Genomic DNA, 10887 nt, shown 5'->3' with positions numbered 1-10887 from the left:
TAATGCCGGGTGAGAACGTAACCATTACTGTAGAACTGATTGCGCCTATCGCTATGGAAGAAGGCCTGCGCTTTGCGATTCGCGAAGGTGGTCGTACCGTAGGTGCGGGTGTGGTTTCTTCTGTAATTGCTTAATTGAGGGATATTGATAAATGGCAAACCAAAAAATCCGTATCCGCCTGAAAGCTTATGATTACAGTCTGATTGACCGTTCTGCACAAGAAATCGTTGAAACTGCCAAACGTACTGGCGCTGTTGTTAAAGGTCCGATTCCTTTGCCAACTAAAATCGAACGTTTCAACATCTTGCGTTCTCCTCACGTGAACAAAACTTCTCGTGAACAATTGGAAATCCGTACCCACTTGCGTCTGATGGACATCGTGGACTGGACTGACAAAACTACTGATGCACTGATGAAACTGGATCTTCCAGCAGGTGTAGATGTAGAAATTAAAGTTCAATAAGAACTGAAAAACCGAACAGCTTGGCTGTTCGGTTTTTTATAGAATTCTTAGGCCGTCTGAAAATTTTCAGATATTTGGCAACACTTCATCCGAAAAAATGATGGGTTTAAGAAGTTAAATTGAAATTTTTGTTGATATTTCTTTGATTTGTCAATTATAATGGCGGACTTGGTACATCCGTATCAAGTTTAACTTTGTCTGAAAGGCAGGCCAATCGTAGCCCGCCCCTTTACTTAAAAGGAAAATAATCATGACTTTAGGTCTGGTTGGACGCAAAGTTGGTATGACTCGCGTGTTCGACGAACAGGGTATTTCTGTTCCGGTAACTGTTTTGGATATGTCTGCTAACCGCGTTACACAAGTGAAATCCAAAGATACTGACGGCTACACTGCTGTACAAGTTACCTTTGGTCAGAAAAAAGCTAATCGTGTCAACAAAACTGAAGCTGGTCACTTTGCTAAAGCAGGTGTTGAAGCTGGCCGCGGTTTGGTTGAATTTGCTTTGACTGAAGAAAAACTGGCTGAATTGAAAGCCGGTGATGAAATTACCGTTTCTATGTTTGAAGTTGGTCAACTGGTAGATGTAACTGGCACCTCTAAAGGTAAAGGTTTCTCTGGTACGATCAAACGTCATAACTTCGGTGCTCAACGTACTTCCCACGGTAACTCCCGTTCTCACCGTGTTCCTGGTTCTATCGGTATGGCACAAGACCCTGGTCGCGTGTTCCCTGGTAAACGTATGGCAGGTCAATACGGTAACACTAAAGCAACTGTTCAAAAATTGGAAGTTGTACGTGTTGATGCTGAACGCCAACTCTTGTTGGTTAAAGGTGCTGTTCCGGGTTCGGTTAACAGCGACGTCGTGGTTCGTCCTAGCGTGAAAGTAGGTGCGTAATGGAATTGAAAGTAATTGACGCTAAAGGACAAGTATCTGGCAGCTTGGCTGTTTCTGATGCTTTGTTTGCTCGCGAATACAATGAAGCTCTAGTTCACCAACTGGTTACTGCTTACTTGGCAAATGCCCGTTCTGGTAACCGTGCTCAAAAAACTCGTGCCGAAGTAAACCACTCTACTAAAAAACCATGGCGCCAAAAAGGTACCGCTCGTGCTCGTTCCGGTATGACTTCTTCTCCGTTGTGGCGTAAAGGTGGTCGTGCATTCCCAAACAAACCTGACGAAAACTTTACTCAAAAAGTGAACCGTAAAATGTACCGTGCCGGTATGGCGACTATTTTGTCCCAATTGGCTCGTGACGAACGTTTGTTTGCAATTGAAGCATTGACTGCTGAAACTCCTAAAACCAAAGTTTTTGCCGAACAAGTGAAAAATTTGGGTTTGGAGCAAGTTCTGTTTGTAACTAAACAGCTCGACGAGAATGTTTACTTGGCTTCACGCAACTTGCCTAACGTATTGGTTTTGGAAGCCCAACAAGTTGATCCTTACAGCTTGCTGCGTTACAAAAAAGTCGTTATCACTAAAGATGCAGTTGCACAATTAGAGGAGCAATGGGTATGAATCAACAACGTTTGACTCAAGTAATCTTGGCACCTATCGTTTCTGAAAAAAGCAACGTATTGGCTGAAAAACGTAACCAAATGACGTTTAAAGTTTTGGCAAATGCAACAAAACCTGAGATTAAAGCGGCTGTTGAGCTGCTGTTCGGCGTTCAAGTTGCAGACGTCACTACTGTTACCATTAAAGGTAAAGTTAAACGTTTTGGTCGCACTTTAGGTCGTCGCAGCGATGTTAAAAAGGCTTATGTAAGCTTGGCTGCCGGTCAAGAGTTTGATTTGGAAGCCGCTGCTGCAGCTGCAGATAAGGAATAAACAAAATGGCAATCGTTAAAATGAAGCCGACCTCTGCAGGCCGTCGCGGCATGGTTCGCGTGGTAACAGAAGGTTTGCACAAAGGTGCACCTTATGCACCTCTGCTAGAAAAGAAAAATTCTACTGCCGGTCGTAACAACAATGGTCATATCACTACCCGTCATAAAGGTGGTGGCCATAAACATCATTACCGCGTAGTAGATTTTAAACGTAACAAAGACGGTATCCCTGCAAAAGTAGAGCGTATCGAATATGACCCTAACCGTACTGCATTTATCGCACTGTTGTGCTATGCAGATGGTGAGCGTCGCTACATCATTGCTCCTCGAGGCATTCAAGCCGGTGCAGTATTGGTTTCCGGTGCTGAAGCTGCTATCAAAGTAGGTAACACTCTGCCGATCCGCAATATTCCTGTTGGTACAACTATTCACTGTATCGAAATGAAACCAGGTAAAGGTGCGCAAATTGCACGTTCTGCTGGTGCTTCTGCGGTATTGCTTGCAAAAGAAGGTGCTTACGCACAAGTTCGTTTGCGTTCTGGTGAAGTGCGCAAAATTAGCGTAAATTGCCGTGCAACTATCGGTGAAGTTGGTAACGAAGAACAAAGCCTGAAAAAAATCGGTAAAGCTGGTGCTAACCGCTGGCGTGGTATTCGTCCGACCGTTCGTGGTGTTGTAATGAACCCTGTTGATCACCCACATGGTGGTGGTGAAGGCCGTACTGGTGAGGCTCGCGAACCGGTTAGTCCATGGGGTACTCCTGCTAAGGGCTACCGCACTCGTAATAACAAACGCACGGATAACATGATTGTTCGTCGTCGTTACTCAAATAAAGGTTAATTAGTATGGCTCGTTCATTAAAAAAAGGCCCATATGTAGACCTGCATTTGCTGAAAAAAGTAGATGCTGCTCGTGCAAGCAACGACAAACGCCCAATTAAAACTTGGTCACGTCGTTCTACCATTTTACCTGATTTCATCGGTCTGACTATCGCTGTTCACAACGGTCGCACTCACGTGCCAGTGTTCATCAGCGACAATATGGTTGGTCATAAATTAGGTGAGTTCTCATTGACCCGTACCTTTAAAGGCCACTTGGCTGATAAAAAGGCTAAAAAGAAATAAGGTGAATCATGAGAGTAAGTGCACAACATAAAAACGCCCGTATTTCAGCTCAAAAAGCTCGTTTGGTAGCTGATTTGATTCGTGGTAAAGACGTTGCCCAAGCTTTGAATATCTTGGCATTCAGCCCTAAAAAAGGTGCTGAGCTGATTAAAAAAGTATTGGAATCAGCAATCGCCAATGCCGAGCACAACAATGGTGCTGACGTTGACGAACTGAAAGTGGTAACTATCTTTGTTGACAAAGGCCCAAGCTTGAAACGTTTCCAAGCTCGTGCCAAAGGTCGCGGTAACCGCATCGAGAAACAAACTTGTCATATTAACGTGACAGTGGGCAACTAAGGAAAAGCTATGGGACAAAAGATTAACCCTACAGGCTTTCGCCTGGCGGTAACTAAAGACTGGGCTTCAAAATGGTTTGCTAAAAGCACCGACTTTTCTACCGTTTTGAAACAAGATATTGATGTTCGTAATTACTTGCGTAAAAAACTGGCTAATGCTTCAGTTGGTCGCGTAGTGATCGAGCGTCCTGCTAAATCTGCACGTATTACCATTCACTCTGCTCGTCCAGGTGTGGTTATTGGTAAAAAAGGCGAGGATATTGAAATCTTGAAACGTGACTTGCAAGCTCTGATGGGTGTGCCTGTTCATGTAAATATTGAAGAGATTCGTCGTCCTGAATTGGATGCGCAAATCATTGCTGATGGTATTGCCCAGCAGCTTGAAAAACGTGTTCAATTCCGTCGCGCTATGAAACGTGCAATGCAAAATGCAATGCGTTCTGGTGCTAAAGGCATCAAGATCATGACTTCAGGCCGTCTGAATGGTGCTGATATCGCTCGTAGCGAATGGTACCGTGAAGGTCGTGTACCTTTGCATACTTTGCGTGCGAATGTGGATTATGCAACTAGCGAAGCACATACTACTTATGGTGTACTGGGTCTGAAAGTTTGGGTTTATACAGAAGGTAATATTAAATCTTCTAAACCTGAGCATGAGAAGAAACAAAGAAAGGCAGGTGGACGTAATGCTGCAGCCAACTAGACTGAAATATCGCAAGCAACAAAAAGGTCGTAATACCGGTATTGCTACTCGCGGTAACAAAGTAAGTTTCGGTGAGTTCGGTTTGAAAGCCGTAGGCCGTGGTCGTTTGACTGCCCGCCAAATCGAAGCTGCTCGTCGTACTATGACTCGTCATATTAAACGTGGCGGTCGTATTTGGATCCGTGTATTCCCTGATAAACCAATTACTGAGAAACCTATCCAAGTTCGTATGGGTGGCGGTAAAGGTAATGTGGAATATTACATTGCTGAAGTTAAACCAGGCAAAGTATTGTACGAAATGGACGGTGTTCCTGAGTCTTTGGCTCGTGAAGCATTTGAATTGGCCGCTGCCAAATTGCCTATTCCTACAACCTTTGTAGTAAGACAGGTGGGTCAATAATGAAAGCAAATGAATTGAAAGACAAATCTATTGAGCAATTAAACTCTGATTTGTTGGACTTGTTGAAAGCTCAGTTTGGCTTACGCATGCAAAATGCAACCGGTCAGTTGGGTAGATCTAGCGAGTTGAAACGTGTACGTCGCGATATTGCTCGTATTAAAACCATTTTAACTGAAAAAGGTGCTAAGTAATGAGCGAAGCTAAAAATGTTCGTACTTTGCAAGGCAAAGTGGTAAGCGACAAAATGGACAAAACTGTTACAGTATTGGTTGAGCGTAAAGTTAAACATCCTCTGTACGGTAAAATTATTCGTTTATCAACTAAAATCCATGCTCATGATGAAAACAATCAATATGGCATTGGTGATGTAGTGGTAATCGAGGAATCTCGTCCTTTGTCAAAAACCAAGTCTTGGGTTGTGAAAGAATTGGTTGAGAAAGCGCGTACTGTTTGATTTAAAACACAGTAATGTAGCTTAATAAGAAACGAAGTCTTGCAGCAAAGTTAATTTGCGTGTAAACTTCGTTTCTTATCTTCCAGCTTCTTATGGAAGTTTCTCTCCCTTCGGGATCCAAGACTGGTTTACTAGAACCGTGATGGTTTCATTTAATAAGCAGCTTAAAGTAAGGTGCGAGTTATATGAAAGTGGTAAATTAAGTTGGTTAATTTAAAGGTACTAATATGATTCAAATGCAGACCATCTTAGATGTGGCTGATAACTCTGGTGCGCGTCGCGTAATGTGCATCAAAGTATTGGGCGGATCTAAGCGTCGCTACGCTTCTGTTGGCGACATTATTAAAGTTGCAGTTAAAGATGCAGCCCCACGTGGTCGTGTCAAAAAAGGTGACGTATACAATGCGGTAGTTGTTCGTACTGCTAAGGGTGTACGTCGTCCTGATGGTGCGTTAATTAAATTCGATAACAATGCTGCTGTGTTGTTGAATAATAAACTTGAACCTCTGGGTACCCGTATTTTTGGTCCGGTAACCCGTGAATTGCGTACTGAGCGATTTATGAAAATCGTTTCATTGGCGCCTGAAGTATTATAAGGAATAGCGCGATGAATAAAATCATTAAAGGCGATCAGGTTGTAGTGATTACCGGTAAAGATAAAGGTAAGCAAGGTCAAGTAGTTCGAGTGTTGGGTGATAAAGTTGTTGTTGAGGGTGTTAATGTTGTGAAACGCCATCAAAAACCTAATCCAATGCGTGGTATTGAGGGTGGCATTATTACTAAAGAAATGCCTTTAGATATTTCTAATATTGCAATCCTGAATCCGGAAACTAATAAAGCAGACCGTGTTGGTATTAAGCTGATTGAAAATGAAGGCAAAGTTAAACGCGTTCGTTTCTTCAAATCAAATGGCTCTATCATTGGAGCATAAGGAGATAACATGGCTCGTTTGAGAGAGTTTTATAAAGATACAGTTGTTCCTGAATTGGTTAAACAATTTGGTTACAAATCAGTAATGGAAGTTCCACGTATTGAAAAAATCACCTTGAATATGGGTGTGGGTGAAGCTGTTGCTGATAAAAAAGTTATGGAACACGCTGTTTCTGATTTAGAGAAAATTGCTGGTCAAAAGCCAGTTGTTACTGTTGCTCGTAAATCTATCGCGGGTTTTAAAATCCGTGATAACTATCCAGTTGGTTGCAAAGTAACATTGCGTCGTGATCAAATGTTTGAATTCTTGGATCGTTTGATTACTATTGCGTTGCCTCGCGTACGTGACTTCCGTGGTGTAAGCGGTAAATCATTTGATGGTCGTGGCAATTACAATATGGGCGTTCGTGAGCAAATTATTTTCCCGGAAATTGAATACGATAAAATCGATGCTTTGCGTGGTTTGAATATTACTATTACAACTACTGCAAAAACTGATGAAGAAGCGAAAGCTTTGTTGTCACTGTTCAAGTTTCCGTTTAAAGGATAATCATGGCTAAGAAAGCACTTATTAATCGTGAGCTGAAACGTCAAGCATTGGCGAAAAAGTTTGCAGCTAAACGTGAGGCAATTTTCGCTGTTATTAATGATGCTAATGCGACTGAAGAAGAACGTTTTGAAGCACGTTTGAAATTTCAATCCATTCCTCGTAATGCAGCACCTGTACGTCAACGTCGTCGTTGTGCTTTAACAGGTCGTCCTCGTGGCACTTTCCGTAAATTTGGTTTGGGCCGTATTAAAATCCGTGAAATCGCTATGCGTGGCGAGATCCCTGGTGTTGTTAAAGCTAGCTGGTAATAGGAGTATAAATAATGAGTATGCATGATCCTATTTCCGATATGTTGACTCGTATTCGCAATGCGCAACGTGCTAATAAAGCAGCAGTTGCCATGCCTTCTTCTAAACTAAAATGTGCAATTGCAAAAGTTCTGAAAGAAGAAGGTTATATCGAGGATTTTGCGGTTTCTGCTGATGCAAAACCGGTATTGGAAATTCAATTGAAATACTATGCAGGTCGTCCTGTGATTGAGCAAATTAAACGTGTTTCACGTCCTGGTTTGCGTATTTACAAAGCATCAAGTGAGATCCCTAGCGTAATGAATGGCTTAGGTGTCGCTATTGTTAGTACTTCTAAAGGTGTAATGACTGATCGCAAAGCCCGTTCTGAGGGTGTTGGTGGTGAGTTGTTGTGCATCGTAGCCTAGTGGAGAAAAGTAAATGTCACGCGTCGCAAAAAACCCAGTGACTGTTCCTGCTGGTGTAGAAGTAAAATTCGGAACAGATGCATTGGTTATCAAAGGTAAAAACGGCGAATTGTCTCTTCCTTTGCATTCCGATGTTGCTATTGAACTGAACGATGGTAAATTGACTTTTGCTGCAAAAAATGACAGTAAACAGGCTAATGCTATGTCTGGTACTGCTCGTGCATTGGTTAATAACATGGTTAAGGGTGTTTCTGAAGGTTTTGAGAAAAAACTTCAATTGATTGGTGTGGGTTATCGCGCCCAAGCTCAAGGCAAAGTTCTGAACTTGTCTTTGGGTTTCTCTCATCCAATCGTATATGAAATGCCTGAAGGTGTTTCTGTTCAAACTCCTAGCCAAACAGAAATCGTTTTGACTGGTGCAGATAAACAAGTGGTTGGCCAAGTCGCTGCTGAAATTCGTGCATTCCGTTCTCCTGAGCCTTATAAAGGTAAAGGTGTTCGTTATGTAGGTGAAGTAGTAGTGATGAAAGAAGCCAAGAAAAAATAATTGAGGTTCACTAATGGATAAACATACAACCCGACTCCGTCGTGCACGCAAAACCCGTGCGCGTATTGCGGACTTGAAAATGGTAAGATTATGTGTGTTCCGCAGCAATAATCATATTTATGCTCAAGTAATTAGTGCTGAAGGTGATAAAGTATTGGCTCAAGCCTCTACATTGGAAGCTGAAGTACGTAGTAGCCTGAAATCAGGTAGCAACGTTGAAGCAGCAGCTGTAGTTGGTAAGCGTATTGCTGAAAAAGCTAAAGCAGTAGGTGTTGAAAAAGTTGCTTTTGACCGTTCAGGTTTCCAATATCACGGTCGTGTGAAAGCTTTGGCTGAAGCTGCACGTGAAAATGGTTTAAGCTTCTAATATTTGGAGACTTTCAGATGGCAAAACATGAAATTGAAGAACGCGGTGACGGCCTGATTGAAAAGATGGTCGCAGTTAATCGCGTGACTAAAGTAGTTAAAGGTGGCCGTATCATGGCTTTCTCTGCACTGACTGTTGTTGGTGATGGTGATGGTCGCATCGGTATGGGCAAAGGTAAATCAAAAGAAGTACCAGTTGCTGTTCAAAAAGCAATGGATCAAGCTCGTCGCTCTATGATTAAAGTACCTTTGAAAAACGGTACTATTCATCATGAGGTTATTGGTCGTCATGGTGCTACTAAGGTATTTATGCAACCTGCTAAAGAAGGTAGCGGTGTAAAAGCTGGTGGTCCAATGCGTTTAGTATTTGATGCTATGGGTATCCATAACATTTCAGCTAAAGTACATGGTTCTACTAATCCTTACAATATTGTACGCGCTACATTAGACGGTTTGTCTAAACTGTATACCCCTGCTGATATTGCTGCAAAACGTGGCTTGACAGTGGAAGATATTTTGGGAGCTAACCATGACTGAGCAAAAAAAGATTAAAGTTACATTGGTTAAGAGCCTGATCGGTACAATTGAATCTCATCGTGCATGTGCTCGCGGTTTAGGTTTGCGCCGCCGTGAACATACTGTAGAGGTTTTGGATACCCCTGAAAACCGTGGCATGATCAATAAAATCAGCTACTTGTTGAAAGTGGAGTCTTAATATGTTTTTGAATACTATTCAACCTGCTGAGGGTGCTACTCACGCTAGTCGTCGTGTAGGCCGTGGTATTGGTAGCGGCTTGGGTAAGACAGGTGGTCGTGGTCATAAAGGTCAAAAAAGCCGTTCTGGTGGCTTCCACAAGGTAGGTTTTGAAGGCGGTCAAATGCCTTTGCAACGTCGTCTGCCGAAACGTGGTTTCAAATCTTTGACTGCAGCCGCTAATGCTGAAGTTCGTTTGAGTGAATTAAATCTGATTGCTGTGAACGAGATTGACGTTTTGGTTCTTAAACAAGCTGGTCTGATTCCTGCAACTGCTTCTAATGTAAAAGTTATTGCTTCTGGTGAAATCTCAAAAGCAGTTACCTTGAAAGGTGTAAAAGCTACTAAAGGTGCTAAAGCTGCTATTGAGGCTGCCGGTGGTAAAGTAGAAGAATAAGGCTTGCACTACAGTGGCTAATCAACAATCTTTATCAGGATTATCCAAATTTGGTGATCTGAAAAAACGTCTGTTGTTCCTTTTAGGTGCTTTAGTCGTTTTCCGTATTGGTGGTCATATACCGGTACCGGGCGTAGATGCTGTTGCGTTAGCTAAATTATTCGAAGGCGCTCGTGACGGCATATTCGGAATGTTAAATATGTTCTCGGGTGGTTCGTTGGAGCGCTTTAGTATATTTGCAATTGGTATCATGCCTTATATTTCGGCATCGATTATTGTTCAGCTTGCTTCTGAGATTGTTCCTTCTTTAAAAGCTTTGAAGAAGGAAGGTGAGGCTGGTAGGAAAATAATTACGAAATATACTAGGTATGGGACGGTATTATTGGCTGTATTGCAAAGCTTTTGGGCTGCATCATCTGTTTATAAACAAGGTGTTGTTGTAACGACTGCGCTTGAGTTTTATATTTCTACAGTAGTCTGTTTGGTTACTGGTACTATGTTTCTGATGTGGTTAGGGGAGCAAATTACCGAGCGTGGTATTGGTAATGGTATTTCTTTGATCATTACAGCAGGCATTGTATCGGGTATCCCATCCGGTATAGTTCAGTTGTTAACTTTGTCTGAACGTTCTATGTTGATGGCAGTATCAATTGTGATTGGTATTTTGCTGTTGATCTATGCTGTAGTTTATTTTGAGAGTGCTCAGCGTAAAGTTCCTGTGCATTATGCTAAAAGGCAGTTTGGCTCTGGAATGATGCCAGGACAAAGCATTCATATGCCGTTCAAGCTAAATATGGCAGGTGTTATTCCTCCTATTTTTGCTTCCAGTATCATTTTATTTCCATCTACACTTTTAGGTTGGTTTGGTTCAAATAGTACGAATTCTGTTCTTCATAAGGTTGCTGCGATGCTGCAACATGGACAGCCTTTGTATATTGTATTATTTGCCACAACTATCATCTTCTTCTGCTATTTCTATACTGCTTTAGTATTTAGTCCTAAAGAGATGGCTGAAAATTTGAAGAAGAGTGGTGCATTTGTGCCGGGTATTCGCCCAGGTGAGCAAACCTCTAGATATTTGGAAAAAGTGGTACTAAGGTTGACATTATTTGGTGCTTTGTACATTACTATAATCTGTCTGATACCTGAAATTTTAACAACTGCATGGAATGTTACTATCAATTTCGGTGGTACATCTTTGCTTATTTTGGTCGTTGTTACAATGGATTTTAGGACGCAAATTAATTCATACATAATGAGTAGTCAGTATGAAGACTTGATGAGTCGTCCAGATATGAAATCTTTGTCACGTAAGTAGGCTT

At 42.0% G+C, this 10887-nt stretch carries 22 protein-coding genes and 1 pseudogene; all 23 read left to right on the top strand.

Going from position 1 to position 10887, the window contains the following annotated elements; translation table 11 throughout:
• A pseudogene (locus TW89_RS10435) lies at positions 1-134 on the top strand (hypothetical protein); the annotation flags it as partial.
• 17 nt (positions 135-151) lie between these two features.
• Positions 152-463, top strand: a complete 312-nt coding sequence (gene rpsJ / locus TW89_RS10430) for a 30S ribosomal protein S10 (RefSeq protein ID WP_002642322.1) — start codon at positions 152-154, stop codon at positions 461-463.
• A gap of 250 nt (positions 464-713) precedes the next feature.
• Positions 714-1358 carry a 50S ribosomal protein L3 gene (rplC, locus tag TW89_RS10425; protein ID WP_128581391.1) on the top strand — a complete coding sequence of 215 codons (645 nt, stop codon included), beginning with the start codon at positions 714-716 and terminating at the stop codon, positions 1356-1358.
• Positions 1358-1978 (top strand): 50S ribosomal protein L4, encoded by a 621-nt coding sequence (gene rplD, locus TW89_RS10420; RefSeq protein ID WP_070503877.1) that lies wholly within the window; start codon positions 1358-1360, stop codon positions 1976-1978. Before rplC ends, rplD begins: the two co-directional genes overlap by 1 nt.
• On the top strand, positions 1975-2289 hold the full coding sequence (gene rplW / locus TW89_RS10415; RefSeq protein ID WP_225522204.1) for a 50S ribosomal protein L23: 315 nt from the start codon (positions 1975-1977) through the stop codon (positions 2287-2289). Before rplD ends, rplW begins: the two co-directional genes overlap by 4 nt.
• A 5-nt stretch (positions 2290-2294) precedes the next feature.
• Positions 2295-3128 carry a 50S ribosomal protein L2 gene (gene rplB, locus TW89_RS10410; RefSeq protein ID WP_003684813.1) on the top strand — a complete coding sequence of 278 codons (834 nt, stop codon included), beginning with the start codon at positions 2295-2297 and terminating at the stop codon, positions 3126-3128.
• Between the two features lie 5 nt (positions 3129-3133).
• The gene (gene rpsS / locus TW89_RS10405) at positions 3134-3412 is read left to right on the top strand and encodes a 30S ribosomal protein S19 (protein WP_002215422.1); all 279 of its coding nucleotides are present in this window, start codon (positions 3134-3136) and stop codon (positions 3410-3412) included.
• Between the two features lie 8 nt (positions 3413-3420).
• The gene (gene rplV, locus TW89_RS10400; protein WP_128581389.1) at positions 3421-3750 is read left to right on the top strand and encodes a 50S ribosomal protein L22; all 330 of its coding nucleotides are present in this window, start codon (positions 3421-3423) and stop codon (positions 3748-3750) included.
• Between the two features lie 9 nt (positions 3751-3759).
• Positions 3760-4452, top strand: coding sequence for a 30S ribosomal protein S3 (rpsC, locus tag TW89_RS10395; protein ID WP_003684753.1), 693 nt, complete (start codon positions 3760-3762; stop codon positions 4450-4452).
• Positions 4436-4852 (top strand): 50S ribosomal protein L16, encoded by a 417-nt coding sequence (rplP, locus tag TW89_RS10390; protein ID WP_003684741.1) that lies wholly within the window; start codon positions 4436-4438, stop codon positions 4850-4852. Before rpsC ends, rplP begins: the two co-directional genes overlap by 17 nt.
• Positions 4852-5043 carry a 50S ribosomal protein L29 gene (gene rpmC / locus TW89_RS10385; RefSeq protein WP_128581388.1) on the top strand — a complete coding sequence of 64 codons (192 nt, stop codon included), beginning with the start codon at positions 4852-4854 and terminating at the stop codon, positions 5041-5043. Before rplP ends, rpmC begins: the two co-directional genes overlap by 1 nt.
• A complete protein-coding gene (gene rpsQ, locus TW89_RS10380) occupies positions 5043-5306 on the top strand; it encodes a 30S ribosomal protein S17 (protein WP_003684766.1) in 264 nt (87 codons plus the stop codon). Before rpmC ends, rpsQ begins: the two co-directional genes overlap by 1 nt.
• Positions 5307-5533: 227 nt before the next feature.
• Positions 5534-5902 carry a 50S ribosomal protein L14 gene (gene rplN, locus TW89_RS10375; protein ID WP_002215434.1) on the top strand — a complete coding sequence of 123 codons (369 nt, stop codon included), beginning with the start codon at positions 5534-5536 and terminating at the stop codon, positions 5900-5902.
• 11 nt (positions 5903-5913) lie between these two features.
• Complete coding sequence (rplX, locus tag TW89_RS10370) at positions 5914-6237, top strand: 50S ribosomal protein L24 (protein ID WP_003684754.1); 324 nt, start codon at positions 5914-5916, stop codon at positions 6235-6237.
• Between the two features lie 9 nt (positions 6238-6246).
• Positions 6247-6786, top strand: a complete 540-nt coding sequence (gene rplE / locus TW89_RS10365) for a 50S ribosomal protein L5 (protein ID WP_003684750.1) — start codon at positions 6247-6249, stop codon at positions 6784-6786.
• Positions 6787-6788: 2 nt separating this feature from the next.
• Positions 6789-7094, top strand: coding sequence for a 30S ribosomal protein S14 (gene rpsN, locus TW89_RS10360; RefSeq protein ID WP_003684736.1), 306 nt, complete (start codon positions 6789-6791; stop codon positions 7092-7094).
• Positions 7095-7108: 14 nt separating this feature from the next.
• Positions 7109-7501, top strand: a complete 393-nt coding sequence (gene rpsH / locus TW89_RS10355; RefSeq protein ID WP_003684738.1) for a 30S ribosomal protein S8 — start codon at positions 7109-7111, stop codon at positions 7499-7501.
• A gap of 13 nt (positions 7502-7514) precedes the next feature.
• Positions 7515-8048, top strand: coding sequence for a 50S ribosomal protein L6 (gene rplF, locus TW89_RS10350; RefSeq protein ID WP_070608375.1), 534 nt, complete (start codon positions 7515-7517; stop codon positions 8046-8048).
• 13 nt (positions 8049-8061) lie between these two features.
• On the top strand, positions 8062-8415 hold the full coding sequence (gene rplR / locus TW89_RS10345) for a 50S ribosomal protein L18 (RefSeq protein ID WP_003749287.1): 354 nt from the start codon (positions 8062-8064) through the stop codon (positions 8413-8415).
• A gap of 17 nt (positions 8416-8432) precedes the next feature.
• The gene (rpsE, locus tag TW89_RS10340) at positions 8433-8951 is read left to right on the top strand and encodes a 30S ribosomal protein S5 (RefSeq protein ID WP_003684704.1); all 519 of its coding nucleotides are present in this window, start codon (positions 8433-8435) and stop codon (positions 8949-8951) included.
• Positions 8944-9129, top strand: a complete 186-nt coding sequence (gene rpmD, locus TW89_RS10335; protein ID WP_003684808.1) for a 50S ribosomal protein L30 — start codon at positions 8944-8946, stop codon at positions 9127-9129. The genes rpsE and rpmD overlap by 8 nt, the downstream gene beginning before the upstream one ends.
• A 1-nt stretch (position 9130) precedes the next feature.
• Positions 9131-9565 carry a 50S ribosomal protein L15 gene (gene rplO, locus TW89_RS10330; protein WP_004520192.1) on the top strand — a complete coding sequence of 145 codons (435 nt, stop codon included), beginning with the start codon at positions 9131-9133 and terminating at the stop codon, positions 9563-9565.
• A gap of 13 nt (positions 9566-9578) precedes the next feature.
• Positions 9579-10883, top strand: a complete 1305-nt coding sequence (gene secY / locus TW89_RS10325) for a preprotein translocase subunit SecY (protein WP_128581387.1) — start codon at positions 9579-9581, stop codon at positions 10881-10883.
• Positions 10884-10887 lie beyond the last annotated feature (4 nt).

Source organism: Neisseria flavescens, from assembly GCF_001618065.1.
GTDB classification, from domain to species: domain Bacteria; phylum Pseudomonadota; class Gammaproteobacteria; order Burkholderiales; family Neisseriaceae; genus Neisseria; species Neisseria flavescens_A.
Note: the sequence above shows the minus strand (reverse complement) of the source record. Positions and strands in the feature narration are given on the sequence as shown.

Bases quoted from the DNA above. Each gene is read 5' to 3' on its own strand.
- rpsJ (WP_002642322.1), top strand. From the start codon at position 152: ATGGCAAACCAAAAAATCCGTATCCGCCTGAAAGCTTATGATTACAGT.
- rplC (WP_128581391.1), top strand. From the start codon at position 714: ATGACTTTAGGTCTGGTTGGACGCAAAGTTGGTATGACTCGCGTGTTC.
- rplD (WP_070503877.1), top strand. From the start codon at position 1,358: ATGGAATTGAAAGTAATTGACGCTAAAGGACAAGTATCTGGCAGCTTG.
- rplW (WP_225522204.1), top strand. From the start codon at position 1,975: ATGAATCAACAACGTTTGACTCAAGTAATCTTGGCACCTATCGTTTCT.
- rplB (WP_003684813.1), top strand. From the start codon at position 2,295: ATGGCAATCGTTAAAATGAAGCCGACCTCTGCAGGCCGTCGCGGCATG.
- rpsS (WP_002215422.1), top strand. From the start codon at position 3,134: ATGGCTCGTTCATTAAAAAAAGGCCCATATGTAGACCTGCATTTGCTG.
- rplV (WP_128581389.1), top strand. From the start codon at position 3,421: ATGAGAGTAAGTGCACAACATAAAAACGCCCGTATTTCAGCTCAAAAA.
- rpsC (WP_003684753.1), top strand. From the start codon at position 3,760: ATGGGACAAAAGATTAACCCTACAGGCTTTCGCCTGGCGGTAACTAAA.
- rplP (WP_003684741.1), top strand. From the start codon at position 4,436: ATGCTGCAGCCAACTAGACTGAAATATCGCAAGCAACAAAAAGGTCGT.
- rpmC (WP_128581388.1), top strand. From the start codon at position 4,852: ATGAAAGCAAATGAATTGAAAGACAAATCTATTGAGCAATTAAACTCT.
- rpsQ (WP_003684766.1), top strand. From the start codon at position 5,043: ATGAGCGAAGCTAAAAATGTTCGTACTTTGCAAGGCAAAGTGGTAAGC.
- rplN (WP_002215434.1), top strand. From the start codon at position 5,534: ATGATTCAAATGCAGACCATCTTAGATGTGGCTGATAACTCTGGTGCG.
- rplX (WP_003684754.1), top strand. From the start codon at position 5,914: ATGAATAAAATCATTAAAGGCGATCAGGTTGTAGTGATTACCGGTAAA.
- rplE (WP_003684750.1), top strand. From the start codon at position 6,247: ATGGCTCGTTTGAGAGAGTTTTATAAAGATACAGTTGTTCCTGAATTG.
- rpsN (WP_003684736.1), top strand. From the start codon at position 6,789: ATGGCTAAGAAAGCACTTATTAATCGTGAGCTGAAACGTCAAGCATTG.
- rpsH (WP_003684738.1), top strand. From the start codon at position 7,109: ATGAGTATGCATGATCCTATTTCCGATATGTTGACTCGTATTCGCAAT.
- rplF (WP_070608375.1), top strand. From the start codon at position 7,515: ATGTCACGCGTCGCAAAAAACCCAGTGACTGTTCCTGCTGGTGTAGAA.
- rplR (WP_003749287.1), top strand. From the start codon at position 8,062: ATGGATAAACATACAACCCGACTCCGTCGTGCACGCAAAACCCGTGCG.
- rpsE (WP_003684704.1), top strand. From the start codon at position 8,433: ATGGCAAAACATGAAATTGAAGAACGCGGTGACGGCCTGATTGAAAAG.
- rpmD (WP_003684808.1), top strand. From the start codon at position 8,944: ATGACTGAGCAAAAAAAGATTAAAGTTACATTGGTTAAGAGCCTGATC.
- rplO (WP_004520192.1), top strand. From the start codon at position 9,131: ATGTTTTTGAATACTATTCAACCTGCTGAGGGTGCTACTCACGCTAGT.